This is a genomic window from Streptomyces sp. NPDC059080, from assembly GCF_042739975.1.
GTDB lineage: Bacteria > Actinomycetota > Actinomycetes > Streptomycetales > Streptomycetaceae > Streptomyces > Streptomyces benahoarensis.
On record NZ_JBHYGX010000020.1, the window covers coordinates 46633 to 65717 of the forward strand.

The window sequence follows — 19085 nt, forward strand, 5'->3', positions numbered from 1 at the left end:
TCTCCCCCGGCGGTGTCTTTTTTTGCGGGGGTGGGGCCGGGCCGGGGGGGGGGGCGGGGCCTCCCCCCCCCCCGGGGGGGGGCCGCCCACCCCGCCCTCCCGCGTTTCCGGCGCCGGATGACGCCCACCGCTCCGGGCATACCATGGTAAAGAACGCAAACCGGTCGGAGTGGCAGAGGCCAGTCAGGGGGCCGTGATGCTGGAAGAGCTGGTGACCGGCGGGGTCGCCCTCGCCTCGGTGGGCGCCGTCTATCTCCTCGCGGCGGCGCGCGTGGTCAAGCAGTACGAACGCGGGGTGGTCCTGCGGCTGGGCCGGCTGACGTCGGCGGTCCGCGGGCCGGGCTTCACCATGATCGTTCCGGGTGTCGACCGGATGCGTAAGGTCAACATGCAGATCGTGACGATGCCGGTGCCCGCACAGGAGGGCATCACCCGCGACAACGTCACCGTCCGCGTTGACGCCGTCGTCTACTTCAAGGTCGTGGACGCCGCCGACGCCGTCATCGCCGTCGAGGACTACCGCTTCGCCGTCTCGCAGGTCGCCCAGACCTCGCTCCGCTCCATCATCGGCAAGAGCGATCTCGACGATCTGCTCTCCAACCGCGAGAAGCTCAACCAGGGCCTCGCCGTGATGATCGACAGCCCCGCGCTGGGCTGGGGCATCCAGATCGACCGGGTGGAGATCAAGGACGTATCGCTGCCGGAGACCATGAAGCGGTCGATGGCCCGCCAGGCGGAGGCCACCCGGGACCGCCGCGCCCGCGTCATCAACGCCGACGCCGAGCTCCAGGCGTCGAAGAAGCTGGCCGAGGCCGCCCAGGCGATGTCCGGCCAGCCCGCCGCGCTCCAACTGCGGCTGCTCCAGACCGTGGTGGCCGTCGCCGCCGAGAAGAACTCCACCCTGGTCCTGCCCTTCCCTGTGGAGCTCCTGCGCTTCCTGGAACGCTCCGGCCTCCAGGCCCAGGCCGAAACGGCCCGCGCCGAGGCGGCGACCGGCGCCGTGCCCCCGTCGACGGGCGCGAGCGCCGACGGGGCCCATCCCGGCGTCGGCCCGGATCCGGCACACCGGCCCGGGCACTACCTGGAGGGGGTGGGGGAGCCGGAGGCGTCCGAGGCCGTCGGACCGGTCGAGGACCTGGGGGACATCGAGGACGTCGGCGGTGTGGTCGAGGACATCGGGCGCGTCGAGGACAGGGAGGCCGACGACGGTGGCCGGGGCACGGGGGCGTGAAACCAGGCACCGGCGCCACACCGCCTGATCCGACCGCCACCAGATAACGCACCCACACGCGGGCCCTGCGGCGAACATGCCGCGGGGCCCGCGCATGTCCCGGTGCGTCGCGGGCGGCTCCGGCGGCGTCCACCGACCGCGGATCGAAGCGTTTCGGCCAGGAGACGGCGCGGCGTGACCGGGGCGCGCCGGGGGCGTGGGGTGGGCGGCAGTGTCCGTACTCGGGACGGACGTGCGCGGATATCGGTGTGACCGGTGGGTGGGGAAGCGGTGAACTCCCGGTGGCGAGACCGGAACTCGGTCTTGTGCACGGGTGAGACGGGTGGGAATACTCGGCGGCGCACGTTGGCATGGACGCGACTTTTCCGGGGGTGTCGTGCGGGAAGCCGTCCGTCCGTGACCTGTTCCCCCACACTCTCCGGGTCCGTGTCCCCCTCGCGGGCCCTTCCCCCCACGGGAGGTACCGAGTTGAAGCACCGTCGCATACCCCAGCGCCGCGCGGTCCTGGCCGGCGCGGGAGCACTGGCTCTCGCCGCCACCGCCACGCTCACCCTGAACAGCGCCAACGCAGCAACCGTCCCGCAGCCGGCGAAGCTCTCCCCGGCGGCGGCGACCACCCTCGCCTCGCAGCTCAACTCGGCGGGCACCGCCGGTTCGTACTACGACGCCCAGGCCAAGAAGCTCGTGGTCAACGTCGTGGACGACGCGGCGGCCACGTCCGTACGGGCCCAGGGCGCCGAGGCCAGAATGGTCAAGCACTCGATGGCCCAGCTGGACTCGGCGCGCAGGACGCTGAAGGCCGACGCCACTCTCCCCGGCACCGCCTGGGGCGTCGACCCGCGGAGCAACAAGGTCGTGGTGACCGCCGACCGCACGGTCAAGGGTGAGTCGCTCGCCAAGCTGACCGAGGTCACCAAGGGCCTGGGCGACAAGGTGACGCTCCGCCGGACCCAGGGTGAGCTGAAGCCGCTGGTCGCCGGCGGTGACGCGATCTGGGGCAGCAGCGCCCGCTGCTCGCTCGGCTTCAACGTCGTCAAGGGCGGCCAGCCGTACTTCCTGACCGCCGGTCACTGCGGCAACGCGGTCAAGAGCTGGTCCGACCAGCAGGGCGGCCAGGAGATCGCCACCACCGAGGACTCGACCTTCCCGGGCAACGACTTCTCGATCGTCAAGTACACGGGGGACACCGACCACCCCAGCGAGGTGGACCTCTACAACGGCAGCGCCCAGAAGATCACCAAGGCCGCGGACGCGACCGTCGGCGAGAAGGTGCAGCGCAGCGGCAGCACCACCCAGGTGCACGACGGCACGGTCAAGGCGCTCGACGCCACCGTCAACTACCAGGAGGGCACGGTCGAGGGGCTGATCCAGACCGACGTCTGCGCCGAGCCCGGCGACAGCGGCGGCGCCCTCTTCGACGGTGAGTCCGCCCTCGGCCTCACCTCCGGCGGCAGCGGCGACTGCTCGCAGGGCGGCGAGACCTTCTTCCAGCCGGTCCCCGCGGCCCTGCAGAAGTACGGCGCCGAGATCGGCTGACGCTCCACCGGACCGCGCGCCCGCCGGGCCTCCCGGCGCGGTGTGACGGTGACCCCGGCCCCCGGACGTGTACGGCGTCCGGGGGCCGGGGTGCGTCCGGGGCGGTCAGAACGCGAAGACGGTGTTCGCGGCGGCGCGCAGTTCACAGGAGTTGGCGAAGGTGTGGGTGTACGTCACCCGCCGGCCCTGCCAGACGCCGTCGGCCGTCACCACGACCGGGTCCCACTCCCGGGTGCACACCCGGGTGTCGTCGGTGCGGGTCACCCGGTCGAACTCGCCGCCCACCGCGCGCAGCCGGGAGCAGGCCGCGGCGGGCCGGGGGTGCGTACCGGACGCCTTCGGCGTACAGCTCAGCGTCACGGCACGCTGCACCGCGGCGTCCGCGCGGTGTTCACCCTGGCCGACCGTCAGGACGAGGGCGGTAGGGGCGTAGAGCCCGGCGGACCGGGCGGGGGTGTGGTCGGTGGCCGGGGCGACGACCGCGACCGGGGTGGTGGTGACCGGTGGGGTGGTGGCCTGCGCGGTGGAGGCGAGCGTGCCTATGACCAGTGCCGCGCCGAGCGCGACGCCTCCAACGATGTACCGCATTGCGAACACTCCTTTGCCTGTAGGTGCAGATGTCGGACGGGAGTTTGACTCAGCAGCCGGGCGCCCGCATCTCGATCGCTCACTTTGAGTCGATGGATGAACGCCGTGGGTAGTGGCGCGAAGGTTGTGGTGAGAGTGTGGAGACCCGGCGCCGGAACGGTGCCTTCGCTGTGGGCGCGGGGCCGTCGCCCTCCCGGCCCGCTCGCGCGGCGGGGGAGCGGATCCGGCCGTCACCCCGGCACCGGTCCCCGCCCGGCGCTCCCCGAATGGCCCGAAGATGATGTGTACGGGGAGGTGAGGCGGCCTGGATGCGGCGGTTCCGGGGCCCTGGCCGCCCCCGTCCTGTCCGCTCAGGCACGCGGTGTCACCGGCGCCAGCGTGTTGTTCCGGCGGTCCCGGTCGCGGAGCGCCGCGAGGACGACACTGAGCAGCACGCCGCCCACCGCCCAGGCGGCGAGGACCAGCAGCGACGAGGTCAGGCCGTTGCCGCCGAAGTAGGCGATCGAGCGGGACGCCCAGGTGCCCGCGCCCGGTGGCAGCGCGGGGCCGATCGCCCGCCAGAAGGGCGGCAGCAGCGGATACGGATACGCGCCGCCCGCGCTCGGGTTGCCGAACACCACGATCACCAGGATCGCCAGCCCGATGCCGATGACGCCCAGCAGGGTCTGGAACGCCAGGGTGGTCGCCCCCACCGCGAAGACGATCAGCGCGCCCAGCCCCCACAGCCCGAACAGGCTGCCGGGTAGCGCGTTCAGCACCGGGCCGATCACCACCGCCCCGGCCAGTCCGGCGAGGAGCGAGTAGACCGCGAGGGCGCCCAGCCGGATCACCGCGCGGGCGGTGTTCGCCGGGCGGGCGCCCGCGCTGATCGCCAGGATCGCGGCACACAGATACCCGCCCACGCACCACCCCACGACCAGGTAGAACGACGACAGGCTGCGCGAGTCGCCGTCCGCCACGGGCCGTACGTCCTCGGTGCGCACGGTGCGGCCCTCTGCCCTGTCCGCCGCCGTGACGACCGCCTCCGTCGCCTGCGACAGCGCCGCCCCGCCGCCGCTCGCGACCAGCAGCCGGTCGGTGGTGGAGCGCGGATCGACGACCAGCGCCGCATCGATCTTCCGGTCCCGCAGCTGCTGGAGCGCCACCTCCCGGGACGGCAGCGCGCGCGGGTCCAGGGGGGAGCCGGGTAGCCCGTCGAGCTTGGCCACCAGCGCGCCGCGGGCCTGCGCGGGCGCGACGACGCCGAGCGCGATATCGGTCGGTTTCGGCGCGTGGAAGGCGCCGGCGTAGGACGTGATGAACGCGACCATCAGCCCCAGTACACCGGTCACCAGCAGCGCGGCGCGGGTGGTCACCGCGCTCCGCACCTCCTGGAGGAAGGTCATCCGGGTGCCGTCGTCGGTCGTGGCCATGGGCCGCCCCTCGCCGTGTCGCGCCGGTGCTCGTACCCGGCTGTGCTCCCACATCCTCCGGTCGGCGCAGGCATCGCGCAGAGCGGGCGGGGCCGAATGACGGAGGCGCCGGACGGCGGGTGGTCATCCCGCGCCCGGCCGCCCAAACCTTGCACTCGTACGAACGTTCGAATGAGGGGTTAGGGTGGAAGAAAGCGGGAGACGTGGACAGTCGGGGGCGGATGAGGTGCAGGAGGTGCGATGCCGGGGTTCACGCATCTGCACACCGCGTCCGGGTTCTCCCTGCGCTACGGCGCCTCCCGCCCGGAGGTGCTGGCCGAGCGCGCCGCCGAGCGGGGTCTCGGCGCCCTCGCGCTGACCGACCGGGACGGCCTCTCCGGCGCCGTACGGTTCGCCAAGGCAGCCGACCGCGCCGGGATCCGCCCGCTCTTCGGCGTCGACCTCGCCGTCGCGGACCCCGCCACGGGCGCCGCGCCCCGCCGCCGCACCCCGGTGCGCGGCGGCGCCTTCGTCGACGAGTCCGCGCCTCGCGCCGTCTTCCTGGGCCGCGACGGTGCCACCGGCTGGGCCGCCCTGTGCCGCCTGGTCTCGGCCGCCCACGCCACCGGCGGCGACCGGCCGGTTCTGCCACGGGCGGCGCTGGGGTCCGCGCCGGACGGCCTCCTCGTCCTGCTCGGGCCGGACTCCGACGTCGGCCGGGCGCTCGCCGCCGGCCGCCCCGACCGCGCCGCCCGCCTCCTCGCCCCCTGGCGCGAACGGTACGGCGACGCGCTGCGCCTGGAGGCCGTCGACCACGGGCGGCCCGGCTCCGGACCCGGCTCGCTCCGCCTCGCCGCCCGCACCCTCGGCCTCGCCGTCGACCAGGGCGTGGCCGCCGTCCTCGCCAATGCGGTGCGCTACGCCGACCCCGGCCAGGGACCGGTCGCCGACGTCCTGGACTCCGCCCGCCGCCTGGTGCCTGTCGCCCGCCGCGCCGCGGCCCGGGACGGCGGTGAGCGCTGGCTCAAGGACGCCGCCGCCATGGCCCGCACCGCCGACCGGATCGCCGGGGCCGCCGGTTTCCGGCGCGAGCGCGCCCACCGCCTGCTCGCCCTCACCGAGGAAACCGCGGACGCCTGCCGGGTCGATCCCGTGGCCGACATCGGGCTGGGCCGCGTCCACTTCCCCGAGGCCCGTCTCGTCGGCGCGGCGCACCGCACCGCCGCCCACGTCCTGCGCTCGCGCTGCGCCGCCGCGATGGTGCTGCGCGGCTACGACCGCGACCGCGCGCGCTGGGAACGCCTCCGCGACGAGCTGCGCATCATCGAACGCCTCGGCTTCCCCTCGTACTTCCTGACCGTCGCCCGCGTCGTCGACGACGTACGGGAGCGGGGCATCCGCGTCGCGGCCCGCGGCTCCGGCGCCGGATCGTTCGTCAACCATCTGCTGGGCATCGCGCAGGCCGACCCCGTCGCCCACGGTCTGCTGATGGAGCGCTTCCTGTCCGAGCGGCGGGCGGCGCTGCCGGACATCGACATCGACGTCGAGTCCGCCCGCCGCCTGGAGGTCTACCGCGCGATCTTCGACCGCTTCGGCGCCGAGCGCGTCGCGACGGTCGCGATGCCCGAGACCTACCGGGTGCGGCACGCGGTACGGGACGTCGGCGCGGCGCTGGGCATGGACCCGGCACGGGTGGACCGGCTCGCCACGTCCTTCCCGCACCTCCGCGCCCGCGACGCCCGCGCCGCGCTGGCCGAACTCCCGGAGCTGCGCGGGGTGCGGGAGAGCGCGAGCGAGCGGCTGTGGGAGCTGGTCGAGGCGCTGGACGCACTGCCCCGCGGCATCGCCATGCACCCCTGCGGCGTGCTGCTGTCGGACGCCTCGCTGCTGCGCCGCACCCCCGTCGTGCCGACCGCCGTGGCGGCGCCCGGCGGGCCCGGCGGCGCGGCCACGCCGCTGGCGATGTCGCAGTTCGACAAGGAGGACGTGGAGGACCTGGGGCTGCTCAAGCTCGATGTGCTGGGCGTACGGATGCAGTCCGCGATGGCGCACGCGGTCGCCGAGATCGGGCGGGCCACCGGCCACCGCCCCGATCTGGACGACCCGGCGCAGGTCCCGCCCGGCGATCCGGCCACCTACGAGCTGATCCGCTCCACCGAGACGCTCGGCTGCTTCCAGATCGAATCACCCGGCCAGCGCGACCTGGTGGGGCGGCTCCAGCCGGCCACCTTCCACGACCTGGTCGTCGACATCTCACTGTTCCGCCCGGGGCCCGTCGCCGCCGACATGGTGCGGCCCTTCATCGAGGCCCGGCACGGCCGCGCGCCCGTCCGCTACCCCCACCCCGACCTGGCGGAGCCGCTGCGCGAGACCTACGGCGTGGTGGTCTTCCACGAACAGCTCATCGAGATCCTGCGGATCATGACCGGCTGCGGGCGCGGCGAGGCGGACGAGCGACGGCGCGCGCTGTCCGATCCGGCCCGCCGGGACGAGACCCGCGCCTGGTTCGCGGAGCGGGCCGGGAAGCGCGGCTACCCGCCCGAGGCGACCGCCCGCACCTGGGGGATCGTCGAGGCGTTCGGCGCGTACGGATTCTGCAAGGCGCACGCGGTGGCCTTCGCGGTGCCGACGTACCAGTCCGCCTGGCTCAAGGCGCACCACCCCGCGGCCTTCTACGCCGGGCTGCTCACCCACGACCCGGGGATGTACCCCAAGCGGCTGCTGCTCGCGGACGCCCGGCGGCGGGGAGTGCCGGTGCTGCCGCTGGATGTGAACCGGTCCACGATCACCCACCACATCGAACTGGTGTCCGGTCAGGGGGGTGTCGCGGTCTGGGGCGTGCGGCTCGCGCTCGGGGACGTCCACGGGATGAGCGGGGCCGAGGCGGAGCGGATCGTGGCCGGGCAGCCGTACGCCTCGCTCCAGGACCTGTGGCAGCGGGCCCGGCCCGGCCGCCCGGTCGCCGAACGCCTCGCCCGGGTGGGCGCGCTGGACGCCTTCGGCGCCAACCGCCGCGATCTGCTGCTCCACCTCTCCGAACTCCACCGGCGGCAACGGCGCGTCCCGCCCGGCCAGTTGATGCTGCCCGCCCGGGGCGCGGACGGCGCGGATCCGGTTCCCGATCCCGTCGAGCCCACCGGGCTGCCCGACCTCACCGACGCCGAACGGATCGGCGCCGAGCTGGGCGTCCTCGGCATGGACGCCTCCCGCCATCTGATGACCGATCACCGGGAATTCCTCGCGGAGCTGGGCGCGCTGCCCGCCCGGCGGCTGCGCGACGCCCGGCACGGCGAGACGGTGCTGGTCGCCGGGGCCAAGGCGGCCACCCAGACCCCGCCGATCCGCTCCGGCCGCCGGGTCGTCTTCACCACCCTCGACGACACCACCGGCCTGGTCGACTGCGCCTTCTTCGACGACAGTCACGCGGCGTGCGCGCACACCGTCTTCCACTCCTGGCTGCTGCTGGTGCGCGGCACGGTCCGGCGCCGTGGTCCGCGCAGCGTGAGCGTGGTCGCCACCGCCGCCTGGAACCTCGCCGAACTGGCCGAACTCCGCCGCACCGGCGGCCTGGAGGCGGTCACCGCCCGCCTCGCCGCCCCCGCGTCCCCGGCCGACGCCCCCGCGGACGCCGGACGCACCCTCCGCCTGGAGACCGGCTACACCCTGCACCCGTGGGCCGACCTCCGCCCCGCGGGGGAGGCGGGCGCCGCCACCGGGCGCAAGCTCTGGCATGCGAGTCCGGGGAGTGCGGGATGAGTGCCGATCCGCGTTCGGAGGGGCGGCGTTCGGAGGGCGCGCGCCCGGCTGACCCGCGCCCGGCTGCCCCGCGCCCGGCTGACCCGCGTACCGAGGCCCCGCGCCCGGCCGACCCGCGTACCGAGGCCCCGCGCCCGGCCGACCCGCGCACCGAGGCCCCGCGCCCGGAGGGCTCCCGTCCGGCTGTCCCGCACCCGGAGCCCGCTGCTCCGGACGCCCCACCCCCCGGCCTCCTCCACGTACGATTCGCCACCGCCTCCGGCGACCAGGTCGACGCCGGACTGTACGGTCAACTGCTCGCCCTGCTGGGCGAGTTCACGCCCGTGGTGGAGGCGGCGCCGCCGGACGCCGCGCTCGCCGACGTCCGCGGGGCGCGCCGTTATTTCGGTACCGACGCCGCCGGTATCGCCGCCCTGGTCCGGCTGCGTGCCCTGGCCCGGTACGGCGTGCGGTGCACCATCGGCGTTGCCGGTAACCCGCTGCTCGCCCGGATGGCGGCCCAGGACGCCCCGCCGGGCGGCATCCGGACCGTGCCGGGGGACGGCCCGTCGGTCGCCGCGTTCCTCGCCCGCCGCCCGGCCGTCGCCCTGCACGGCGTGGGCCCGGCGGCCGCCCGTGCCCTCGGCGCCCACGGTCTCGACAGCGTCGGCCGGATCGCCGCCGCGCCGCCCGCGACCCTCCGGCGCATCCTCGGCGCGCGGACCGGCCGCACGGTGTACGACCGGGCCCGCGGCATCGACCCGACGCCGGTCACCCCCCATCCGGTCACCCGCTCCCTCGCCGCCGAACACCGCTTCCCGTACGACGAACTCGACCCGGACCGGCGCCGCGCCGCGCTCCTCGCGCTCGCCGACGGCCTCGGCTCCGGGCTGCGCACCACCGGCCGGGCGGCCCGCGCGCTCACCCTCACCGTCCGCTACGCCGACGGCACCTCGACCACCCGCACCCGGCGGCTGCCCGAACCGACCGCCCACGGCCCCGCGCTGACCGCCGCGGCCTACGCACTGCACGCGGCGCTCGGCCTCCAGCGGGCCCGGGTGCGGGCGGTGGCGCTGCGCGCCGAGGACCTGTGCGGGGCCGAACGCGCCACCCGGCAGCTGATGTTCGACCCGTCCGGCGGCGCCCCCGACGACCGGGCCCGCCGCATCGAGGCCGCCGCCGACCGGGCCCGCGCCCGTTTCGGCGCCACCGCCGTCCGCCCGGCGGCCGCACTCCCGCCCGTACGCCACGGCCCCGGCCCGTACGGTGACGGCGGGCCCGTACGCCACGACCCCGGACGCTGACCGGGTCCGGGGTCGCATCGCCCAGGTCAGGCGCGTACGCGCAGGTCAGGGCGGGGCGCGTCGCTCAGGCCCGTAGCCGTCGCGCCGTCAGGAAGACGAACGACGCGACCGCCAGCGCCAGCGGCAGGAGCAGCAGCGCGCCCGAGAAGGCCAGCACGCCCGTGGTCAGGATGGCCGAGCCGAGGACGCCCCACCACAGCCAGGTGCGCCGCTCCAGCAGCACCAGCGCCGCGCCGAGACCGGCCAGGGTCACCGCCGCCAGGCAGGTGGCGGTAGCCCGCATCAGCAGGTCCAGGCCGGCGCCGCCGAACCCGGCGGCCACGCCCAGCAGCGCGCAGGCGCAGCCCAGCACCGCCAGCGACCGGCGCGGCACCTCGCCCGGCCCGCAGCCCTTGGCCAGCGCCCGGGGTGCGGCCCCGTCCCGGCCGAGCGCGGCGCCGAGCCGGGAGGCGCCCGCCAGATACGAGTTGACCGCGCCGAAGGTGAGGAAGAGCGCGGCCACCGCGGCGACCGGCCGCGCCGCGGCGCCCACGCTCCGGGTGAGCAGCACCGTCAGCGGGGTGTCGGTGTCCGCCGCGGCCGGGCCCAGCACGCCGATGGTGACGACCGCGAGGCCGAGGTAGAGCACGGTGATGGTCAGCAGGGTGTTGCGGGTGACCTTCGGCAGGTCCCGGGCCGGGTCGGCGAACTCCCCGGACAGATGGCTCGCCGCCTCCCATCCGGCGAACGCGAAGAACAGCACCGACGCCGCCGACCCCACCGACGACCAGCCGCCCGGCAGGAACGGCGTGAAGTGCGCGGCGCTCACCTGCGGCGCCGAGACCAGCACCGTGCACAGCAGCACCGCGGCCAGCCCCGCGCCGAGCAGCAGCTGCACCCGGCCCGACATCCGCAGCCCGGCCGCGTTGGACGCCAGCGCCCCGGCGATGACCAGCCCGCCGACGACGGCGGCGCCCGCCTCGCCCCAACCGGCCGCGTCCGCCACGTACGTGCCGCCGATCCAGGCGGCCGAGACCACCCCGATCGGCACCGCCCCGTAGAACCACCAGCCCACCGTGGCCGCGGCGCGCGGCCCCATCGCGCGGTGCACATAGGTGGCGACCCCGCCGCCGTCCGGATGGCGGGCGCCGAGCGCCGCGAACGACGCGGCCACCGGGACGCACATGGCGAGCAGCAGGATCCAGGCGAGGAGCGAGGCGGGTCCGGCGGCCGCCGCGGCCAGCGAGGGCAGGGTCAGCACCCCCGGCCCGAGCACGGCACCGGCGCAGAGCGCGGTGCCGCCACCGACGCCCAGCCGCCGTACATGCGGCGGCCGGACGGCGGAAAGCGATGTCTGTTGTACGGTCACGGTGGGCGAAGTTATCCGGTTGAATGATCCAAAGAAGGGGCAGTCGAACAAAATTCGGTACAGGGCCCATCATGGGGTGTCATGGACGACATTGATTCGGCGATTGTCCGGGAACTGCAGCGCGATGCGCGGCAGACCAACCGCGACCTCGCCCGCACCCTGCGCATCGCCCCCTCCACCTGCCTGGAGCGGGTCCGCGCGCTGCGCGCCCGCGGCGTGATCACCGGCTACCGCGCCACGGTCGACCTGCGCGCCCTGAACCGCCCCGTCCAGGCGCTGCTGACGGTCCGCATCCGGCCGATGAACCGCGAGGTCATCGAGCGGTTCAAGGCGTTCCTGACCGGGCTGCCCGAAGTCCTGACCGTCTACGTGGTCGCGGGCGGCGACGACTTCCTCGTGCACGTCGCCGTACCGGACGTCGACCGGCTGCACGCACTCCTCATGGACCAGGTCTTCAAGCGCCGCGAGGTCGTCGACTGCCGCAGCTCGGTGATCTACCAGCACGTCACCAACGACGTCGTCGAGGCGCTGCCGCCCGCCACGTCCTGACCTGCACGGGGCCCGGGCGGCGCGCCCGGGCCCCGGCCGCCTCACACCGTCAGGACGATCTTCCCCGCGGTGCGCCCGGTCTCGCCCAGCTCATGGGCCCTGGCCGCCTCGGACAGGGGGAACGTCGCGGCGATCTCCGCGCGCAGCCGCCCGGCCGCCGCCAGCTCGGCGATCGCCCGCATGCCCTGCTGATCGTGCTCGACGACCATGCCCGCCGCCCGCAGACCGAGCCGTGTGGCCTCGGCGCGCACCGCGTCGTCGGCGCCGAGGATGCTCACATACGCCCCGCCGGGGCGCAGCGTACGCAGCGACCGCGGGCCGTACTCCCCGGCGATGGTGTCCAGGACGACGTCCACGTCGCGCACCGCCTCGGCGAAGTCCACCGTGTGGTAGTCGATCATCTCGTCGGCGCCCAGCCCGCGGACGAACGCATGCTTCGGCTCGCTGGCGGTGCCGATCACATACGCACCGCGCGCCGTGGCGATCTGCACCGCCAGATGCCCGACGCCCCCCGCCGCCGCGTGGATCAGCACCCGCTGCCCCTCTCGGAGCCCGGCGGTGTCCACCAGCGCCTGCCACGCGGTGAGCGCCGCCAGTGGCAGGGCACCGGCCTGGACGTGGTCGAGGGTGTCCGGCTTCGGCACCAGCGCCCGCGCGGGGGCGAGGACGTACTCGGCGAAGGCGCCGACGCCGTCCGGGTAGGGCAGCATCCCGAACACCTCGTCGCCGGCCTCGTGCAGTGCCACGCCCCAGCCGACCGCCTCGACCACGCCGGACACGTCCCAGCCGAGCACCAGCGGCAGTGGCCGGGAGACGGTGGTCCGGTGCTGCCGGTTCTTCCAGTCGGTCGGGTTCAGCCCGGCGGCGCGTACCCGCACCAGGACCTGGCCGATGCCCGGCACCGGCCGCTCCCGTTCGGTCTCCGTCAGCACCTCGGGGCCGCCGAAGGTGTCCTGGCTGATCACTCGCATCGTGTGCGTCATGGCTCCACGGTGCCCGCCGGGCCCGATCAGGAAAATGGCAGGATTGCCATCCTCCGATAAGATCGTGCCATGCCCGCTTCCGTGCCCGCCCCGGCCGCCGTCCCGCACCGCGTCGTCGTCCTCGCGCTCGACGGCGTCTACCCCTTCGAACTCGGCATCCCCGCACGGATCTTCGGCGCCCTCCCCGGCCGGTACACCGTCCTCACCTGTAGCGCGGACGGCCGCCCGGTCCGCACCCGCGCCGATTTCACGATCATCGCGGACCACGGACCGGAGGTCCTCGAATCGGCCGATACGGTGATCATTCCGCCGTCCGCGGTCACCGAGGCGCCGGACGCCCTGGCCCGGGTCCGCCCCGGTGCCCGCCTCGTCTCCATCTGCACCGGCGCCCGCGTCCTGGCCGCCGCCGGACTGCTCGACGGCCGCCCGGCCACCACGCACTGGTACGACGCGGCGGAGTTCGCCCGCCGCCACCCCCGCGTCCGCGTCGACCCGGACGTGCTCTTCGTCGACGACGGATCCGTGCTGACCTCGGCGGGCGCCGCCTCCGGTGTGGATCTCTGCCTGCATCTCGTCCGCCGGGACCACGGCAGCGAGATCGCCAACCGGGTGGCCCGGGCGTGCGTCGTCCCCGCCTGGCGCGACGGCGGGCAGGCGCAGTACATCGAGCGCCCGGTGCCGTCGCCCGCCGCGGAGAGCACCGCAGCGGCCCGCGCCTGGGCCCTCGACCACCTCCACCTGCCGCTCACCCTGGCCGACCTGGCGGGTATGGCGCGGATGAGCGGGCGGACCTTCGCCCGCCGGTTCCAGCAGGAGCTGGGGATGAGCCCCGGCCGCTGGCTGATCCAGCAGCGCGTGGACCGCGCCCGCCATCTGCTGGAGTCCAGCAACCTCTCCGTCGACCGGATCGCGGGCGAGGTCGGCTTCGCCACCGCGGCGTCCCTGCGCCAGCACCTCCAGGCGGCGGTCGGCGTCTCCCCGCTCGCCTACCGCCGCACCTTCCGCGGCGGCGCGGCGCGGACGGCCGGTGCGGGCACGGACCGCCCGGCCGCCGCCGCACGGCCCGGCGCGGGGGCCTGAGCCACCGGGCGCCCGCACCGGCGGACGCGCAGACTGGCCCCATGGCCGCGAAACGCAGCGCCGGACTGCTGCTCTTCCGCCGCGGTGTCACCGGTGTCACCGGTGTCAGGGTGTTGCTGGCGCACATGGGCGGGCCGCTGTGGGCGCGGCGCGAGGTGGGCGCCTGGTCGGTGCCCAAGGGCGAGTACGTACCGCCGGAGGAGCCCCGGGACGCGGCCGCGCGGGAGTTCACCGAGGAGTTGGGGCTGTCCCCGCCGTCCGGTGCGTACCTCCCGCTGGGCGAGGTCCGGCAGAGCGGCGGCAAGACCGTGACGGTCTGGGCGGTCGAGGCCGACCTCGATCCGGACGCGATCATGCCGGGAACCTTCGAGATGATCTGGCCGCCCCGCTCCGGCACGGTGCGGGCCTTCCCGGAGATCGACCGCGTCGCCTGGTGCACCCCCGACGAGGCCCGCACCCGCCTGGTGGCGGGCCAGCGTGCCTTCCTCGACCGGCTCGCGGAGCACCTGGCAGCCGGAGGCTGAGCCACCGGCACCGGGCCGCACGACGGCTCCCCGGACGGCTCCCCTCCTGGCTGCTGTCCGCCCGGCCGGTCCCGCTGCTCAGACCCGGCCGCGTACCGCCCGGTGGTGCTGGCGGGCGAAGAGGAAGGCGGCGCCGGTGGCCAGCAGCGCCATACCGCCGAGGGCCGGCGGCCCCGCCTCCCCCTTGTTGCCCGTCCGGTGCCCGGCGTTCCGCGCGCCGTGCGCCTCCTCGCGCGCCGCGCCGTGCGGGAGAGCGGCATCCCGTACGACGGCGGGGCGCGGCCCCGGGGCGTGTGCGGCGGCGGGGGCCGGGCAGGCAAGGGCCCCGGTGAGCGCGGCCAGAGCGGCGACCGCGAGCGGGACCGGCCGGACGGGGGGCACCGGCGCACGGGAGGCCGTGCGGAGTACGGGCATCGGATCTCCTTGTCGCGCCGGTGGCGAGGCGGGTGCGGTGGGGGACCGGGTGGTGAACGGCAGTACCCTCCCCGGCATGCCGGCCGCCGACCCGCGCACCCGCCTCGTCACCGGAACGCTAGCCAACCCGCGCCGCCGATCCGGCGCCGAAGCGGCCCCCGGAGTGATCCATAAGGCTCCCTTAAGGTCCGGCTAAGCGCTGGCTCAGGTTCCGTGGGCAACCCGCGACCGGGGCCCCGGACTTCACCGCTCCCATCGTCCATGACCGTCCGGGGGAGTCCACCTCGATTCGCCTTCGGTGGCTCCCCGTATGGCTCCCTCTGGCCTCGCTGCTGGCTCCCCTGTGCGGACTGCAGCGAGGCCGCCTATCCGCAGTACGACCAGCTCTGTACCGTGAAGCAAGCCCCTAATCTGCAGGAGGCAGCACCAATGCGTGGTCTCGGGGATCACCTCAGCATCGGCGAACGGATCGCGTTCTACCGGAAGCGTCGTGGCTACACGCAAGAGGTCTTGGCCGGCCTGGTCGGCCGCAGCACCGACTGGCTCGCGAAGATCGAGACCGGTCGAAGGAAGCCGCCGCGCATCGACATGCTCACGGAGCTGGCGCACATCCTGCGCGTGCCTCTGGGAGACCTGCTCGGCCAGACGGTACTCATGGAGAGCGACCAGCAGCAGGACGATGTGCCGGCCGTACGTGATGCGCTCATGAGTCCACGTCGGCTCTCGCGACTGCTCTTCGGGCCGGAAGCCGAAGCACAGCTCCCGACGCCCGCTCCCGTGGCAGTGCGCGTGGAACACGCCTGGAACGACTACCAAAGCGGTCGGCTGAGCAGCGTCATCGCCGCACTTCCCGCCCTGCTCCGAGCCGCACAGGAGTTGGAGGACCGGGCTACGCGAGGCGGAGAGGACCGACGGGACTGCTGGGCGGTATCGGCCCGCACCCATCACCTCGCCGCCACGACCCTCGCGAAGATTGGAGAGTCGGACATCTCGTGGCTGGCTGCGGAGCGAGCCATGCGAGCGGCGGATGAGTCGGATGACCCGCTGGTTCTCGCCTCGGCGGCCCGCTCCGGCACGCACTCCTTGATTGCGAACGGGCGCTACGACGATGCCCTGGAGCTCGGGAACACCGCCGCAGCATGGCTGTCCGCACGTGTGTCGGAGACCGACCCTGCTGCGCTCAGCCTGCTGGGGATGATCCACCTGCGTGCCGCGGTCGCCGCAGCACGTCATCAGGATCGCTCGACGGCAACGAGCCTGTTGGACCGGGCGGAGGAGCTGGCCGACGACCTGGGGTCGGACGAGAACTACTGGCAGACCGGATTCGGCCCGACGAATGTGGCGCTCCATCGGCTGTCCGTCGAGTTGGACCTCGACAACATCTCCTACGTGATCGCGCACGGAGGGATCGACGTGGATCACATGCCGCAGGAACGCAGCGTCTCGCACCGGATCGATTACGCGCGCGGACTCTCACTGGCTGGCCGGAGCGACGATGCCTTCATGGCCCTGCGCACGGCCGAGCGGACGTCCCCGCAGCTCGTACGGAACAATCCCAGGGTGCGCGAGACGCTGCGGGATCTGATCAAGCAGTCCCCGGTGAGCGGCGGAGCGCGTTCATCCGTGGTTTTCGAGATGGCTCAACGATGCAGGGCGGTGCAGTGAGCAAGCGCGGTGTGCTCGGAGTTGTGGGGTCGGCGGCCGGCGGCGTGGAGACGCTGCGTACGGGGCTCGTCGAACCGGCGCTGGAGCGTGGTTGGCAGGTGGCGGTGACGCTGACACCGACCGCGGGACAGTGGCTGCGGGCGAACGGTGAGGTTGAGCTGCTGGAGCAGTTGACCGGCTTGCCAGTGCGAGATCAGCCGCGGACCCCCGGCGAAGCGCGCCCGCATCCGGCAGTCGACTGCTACGCGGTCGCTCCCGCATCGGCCAACATGGTCGCGAAGTTGGCGACCGGACTCATGGACAACCAGGCGCTTACGCAGGTCGGCGAGGCAATCGGGACGCTTGACCTGCCCGTCGTGGTCTTCCCTCGCGTGAACGCGGCGCACGCTCGCCACCCGGCGTGGGAACGCCATATCGGGGACCTTCGGAGAGCTGGTGTGCATCTCGTGTACGGGCCGGAGGTCTGGCCGCTGCGCGAACCGCGGGAGGCGCCCGCGGGACGTGGCCTGCCCTGGACAGCGGTGCTGGATGCAGTGGATGCGGCCACGAGTTGATGGGTAGAAACCCAACCTGAGCTGCAACAAGAGAGGACCCGGACACTCTGTCCGGGTCCTCTCTTGTTGCCGACCCCATGCTTCTCGGCATGACGGGGAACGACGAACGACATGACGTCCTGGGGGGCCTGACTCCCGCCGAGCTGGCTCTGGTTACGACGAGCCTGGCCCAAGCGCGCACCACCGCGAGCGGCCTACTTCGCCGAGCTGACGCCCTGCTTATGCACGCGGAGACGGGTCTGCCACGACCTTCTCAAGGCGGTCGAGGCGGTCGCCGAGCAGGCGGAGGGTGTCATGAATCGAATTGAGCTCCTTCGCGAGCGCGACGTAGGCGGGGCTGCTTCCCGGTTCGGTTCCGAGCGGCATCGCAGGGTCGCGGACGAATGTCCCCCGCCCCTGCTGGCTCAGGAGCAAGCCCTCGTCGCGGAGCTGGTTGTAGGCGCTCTGCACCGTCATGAGCTGAACGCCGAGGTCCTTCGCGAGCTGGCGGGCCGGCGGCATGCGGGAGCCTGTCTTGCGCTCGCCGTCCACGATCTCCTTGCGGCATTTCGCGGCGATGTCCTTGGCCGTGGGCTTGGGGGCGTCGGAGCTGGGGGTCATACCTCCGAGCGTAACCGGACCTAGGTCAATCTCCAGGGGCAGGCGGGAGAGTAACTTGACATTCAGATTGACCTGGGTCAATCTGAATGTGCCGCGAGGGCGCCGCCACAGGGCCCAAGTGTCCATCGCTTGACCTGCACAAACGCGTCATCTGTGCCGTCCGGACGCCCCCGTGAAACGGGGCGAAAGTGAGCGGCCATTGCTTGAGAACTCAACAGCGATCGACGGGAAGCCCCCGTCCCCGCAACGGCCCGGGTCACGGCCGCCCGGCGGCCACTTTGTGGCAGGCGAACCCGTCCTGCCCCGCGTGCCAGCTCTGGAGAACACCCTCGGGGAACCTCCCTTCATTTCTGGAGGTCAGCCCCGCGGTTGCTACCTGGCACGCGCCGCCCTGCTGGCGTCAGAGCAGTGACGATGACGCACCCGACCACGGCTCGGGACCGGCACGCCGCCGCAAGCGGTGCACCGGCGAACGCCGACTCGGAGACTGCCCGGACACCCCGGGCCGACCGAAGGAGACCCCATGGGTCGTCGATGTACCTAGGCGCTGCCGACGCAGGACCAGCGCCGCAGCCACGCCCACCGCGTCCCCGCCCGGCGCTGCCTCCGGACATGTCCGAGAGAGGCGGCGCCGCGCGTTCACCGGAGTTCCCGCGGGCTATCCGCGGCCGGTTGCCTCCCCCGCCCGTCCAGCCCCCTTCGGTGCTGTACGGGCGGGGCGGAGGGGAGCCGGACTCCACCGACGAGTTCTCACACCCACAACCACGCCCTGATGGAGGCCGTCATGTTCGTTCCCGACCCCTTCAACAACGTCCGCCGCCTCTGCTCGGTCCGCGGAGACCTCAGCAGCTACCGCCGCTGGCAGGTCAAGGCCCGCGTCACCGGCCACCGTTACCTGCTCCGCAACCTCGACACCGGCGCCCACCGCGTCGTCGCCCACGCCGACCTGAAGCACATGTACTGACAACGCCTCTCACCGGCACGAACGACCACAGCCGCCGCCATCCCTACCGGGTGGCGACGGCCGTGGCTGCTCGTCCGAGCAGCAAAGGCGACGGCCCCCGGATGCACCCCGGAGGCCGTCAGACAGGAACTGACAAGGAGTCCCTGTGAGCGTCAGCATCGCAGAGATCACGCGCCCCGCCCACACCACCCGCGTGAATCCCGAGTACTTCTGCCCGACCTGCGGGACCTGGCACACCGGGCCCTGCGGCAGCACCGCCCCGAACCGCCGCTTGGCCGACCTCCTGCAGCGCCTTGTCGCCGAGGGCGACCGCCGCGCCGAGAACCGCCGGGCGCCGCGCACCCGCGCGGAGATGGGCACGCCCCCGCTGGATGGCCCCACCGCCAACGAGGACCAGGTCGATGAGGCCCTGTTCGGTCCGTACGACAACAGCGGTGGTGACGGCGATGAGTGACGCCTCCGCCTCGACGTCGCACCGTCGCCGCGACCTCCCCTGACGTTGCCTTCGGGCGCCCGGCCGCGGGGCGGGCCCCCCCCCCCGCGGCCGGGTGGGGGCGCGCCCCGCCCGGGGCGTTTAAACAAATCCCCCCCCCCCCCCCAAACAGACATCTGGGGGTGG

General features: G+C 74.0%; 17 protein-coding genes. 11 read left to right on the top strand and 6 right to left on the bottom strand.

Annotated features, from left to right (window positions below):
- The first annotated feature begins 196 nt into the window (after positions 1-196).
- Together ACFWWQ_RS17510 and ACFWWQ_RS17515 are read left to right on the top strand one after the other, a co-directional pair.
- Positions 197-1231 carry a slipin family protein gene (locus ACFWWQ_RS17510; protein WP_384597122.1) on the top strand — a complete coding sequence of 345 codons (1035 nt, stop codon included), beginning with the start codon at positions 197-199 and terminating at the stop codon, positions 1229-1231.
- A 468-nt stretch (positions 1232-1699) separates the two neighbouring features.
- Positions 1700-2767 carry a S1 family peptidase gene (locus ACFWWQ_RS17515; RefSeq protein ID WP_384596991.1) on the top strand — a complete coding sequence of 356 codons (1068 nt, stop codon included), beginning with the start codon at positions 1700-1702 and terminating at the stop codon, positions 2765-2767.
- 105 nt (positions 2768-2872) lie between these two features.
- Here ACFWWQ_RS17515 and ACFWWQ_RS17520 read toward each other — a convergent pair whose 3' ends face one another.
- Together ACFWWQ_RS17520 and ACFWWQ_RS17525 are read right to left on the bottom strand one after the other, a co-directional pair.
- Entirely contained in the window at positions 2873-3355 is a 483-nt protein-coding gene (locus ACFWWQ_RS17520) for a subtilase-type protease inhibitor (RefSeq protein ID WP_384596993.1), read from the bottom strand.
- 350 nt (positions 3356-3705) lie between these two features.
- On the bottom strand, positions 3706-4767 hold the full coding sequence (locus ACFWWQ_RS17525; RefSeq protein ID WP_384596995.1) for a DUF3533 domain-containing protein: 1062 nt from the start codon (positions 4765-4767) through the stop codon (positions 3706-3708).
- Positions 4768-5007: 240 nt separating this feature from the next.
- On the opposite strand from ACFWWQ_RS17525, the gene ACFWWQ_RS17530 reads away from it, so the two are divergent.
- Positions 5008-8502 carry a DNA polymerase III subunit alpha gene (locus tag ACFWWQ_RS17530; RefSeq protein ID WP_384596997.1) on the top strand — a complete coding sequence of 1165 codons (3495 nt, stop codon included), beginning with the start codon at positions 5008-5010 and terminating at the stop codon, positions 8500-8502.
- Positions 8499-9785, top strand: a complete 1287-nt coding sequence (locus ACFWWQ_RS17535; RefSeq protein ID WP_384596999.1) for a hypothetical protein — start codon at positions 8499-8501, stop codon at positions 9783-9785. Before ACFWWQ_RS17530 ends, ACFWWQ_RS17535 begins: the two co-directional genes overlap by 4 nt.
- 64 nt (positions 9786-9849) lie before the next feature.
- Here the strand turns inward: ACFWWQ_RS17535 and ACFWWQ_RS17540 are convergent, their stop codons facing one another.
- The gene (locus ACFWWQ_RS17540; RefSeq protein WP_384597001.1) at positions 9850-11133 is read right to left on the bottom strand and encodes an APC family permease; all 1284 of its coding nucleotides are present in this window, start codon (positions 11131-11133) and stop codon (positions 9850-9852) included.
- Positions 11134-11214: 81 nt separating this feature from the next.
- Between ACFWWQ_RS17540 and ACFWWQ_RS17545 the strand changes: the two genes are divergently transcribed.
- Positions 11215-11682, top strand: a complete 468-nt coding sequence (locus ACFWWQ_RS17545) for an Lrp/AsnC family transcriptional regulator (protein ID WP_143940195.1) — start codon at positions 11215-11217, stop codon at positions 11680-11682.
- Between the two features lie 41 nt (positions 11683-11723).
- Here the strand turns inward: ACFWWQ_RS17545 and ACFWWQ_RS17550 are convergent, their stop codons facing one another.
- Positions 11724-12665, bottom strand: coding sequence for an NADP-dependent oxidoreductase (locus ACFWWQ_RS17550; RefSeq protein WP_384597004.1), 942 nt, complete (start codon positions 12663-12665; stop codon positions 11724-11726).
- A gap of 69 nt (positions 12666-12734) precedes the next feature.
- On the opposite strand from ACFWWQ_RS17550, the gene ACFWWQ_RS17555 reads away from it, so the two are divergent.
- Together ACFWWQ_RS17555 and ACFWWQ_RS17560 are read left to right on the top strand one after the other, a co-directional pair.
- The gene (locus tag ACFWWQ_RS17555; protein ID WP_384597006.1) at positions 12735-13745 is read left to right on the top strand and encodes a GlxA family transcriptional regulator; all 1011 of its coding nucleotides are present in this window, start codon (positions 12735-12737) and stop codon (positions 13743-13745) included.
- Between the two features lie 41 nt (positions 13746-13786).
- The gene (locus tag ACFWWQ_RS17560; protein ID WP_384597008.1) at positions 13787-14269 is read left to right on the top strand and encodes an NUDIX domain-containing protein; all 483 of its coding nucleotides are present in this window, start codon (positions 13787-13789) and stop codon (positions 14267-14269) included.
- 78 nt (positions 14270-14347) lie between these two features.
- On the opposite strand, the gene ACFWWQ_RS17565 is transcribed toward ACFWWQ_RS17560, so the two are convergent.
- On the bottom strand, positions 14348-14683 hold the full coding sequence (locus ACFWWQ_RS17565; protein ID WP_384597010.1) for a hypothetical protein: 336 nt from the start codon (positions 14681-14683) through the stop codon (positions 14348-14350).
- 429 nt (positions 14684-15112) lie between these two features.
- On the opposite strand from ACFWWQ_RS17565, the gene ACFWWQ_RS17570 reads away from it, so the two are divergent.
- Both ACFWWQ_RS17570 and ACFWWQ_RS17575 read left to right on the top strand, forming a co-directional pair.
- Positions 15113-16348 (top strand): helix-turn-helix domain-containing protein, encoded by a 1236-nt coding sequence (locus tag ACFWWQ_RS17570; protein WP_384597011.1) that lies wholly within the window; start codon positions 15113-15115, stop codon positions 16346-16348.
- On the top strand, positions 16345-16902 hold the full coding sequence (locus tag ACFWWQ_RS17575; protein WP_384597013.1) for a flavoprotein: 558 nt from the start codon (positions 16345-16347) through the stop codon (positions 16900-16902). The genes ACFWWQ_RS17570 and ACFWWQ_RS17575 overlap by 4 nt, the downstream gene beginning before the upstream one ends.
- 219 nt (positions 16903-17121) lie before the next feature.
- On the opposite strand, the gene ACFWWQ_RS17580 is transcribed toward ACFWWQ_RS17575, so the two are convergent.
- Complete coding sequence (locus tag ACFWWQ_RS17580; protein ID WP_384597015.1) at positions 17122-17502, bottom strand: GntR family transcriptional regulator; 381 nt, start codon at positions 17500-17502, stop codon at positions 17122-17124.
- A gap of 784 nt (positions 17503-18286) precedes the next feature.
- Between ACFWWQ_RS17580 and ACFWWQ_RS17585 the strand changes: the two genes are divergently transcribed.
- Both ACFWWQ_RS17585 and ACFWWQ_RS17590 read left to right on the top strand, forming a co-directional pair.
- On the top strand, positions 18287-18466 hold the full coding sequence (locus tag ACFWWQ_RS17585; RefSeq protein WP_384597017.1) for a hypothetical protein: 180 nt from the start codon (positions 18287-18289) through the stop codon (positions 18464-18466).
- Positions 18467-18611: 145 nt separating this feature from the next.
- Entirely contained in the window at positions 18612-18920 is a 309-nt protein-coding gene (locus ACFWWQ_RS17590; protein WP_384597019.1) for a hypothetical protein, read from the top strand.
- Positions 18921-19085 lie beyond the last annotated feature (165 nt).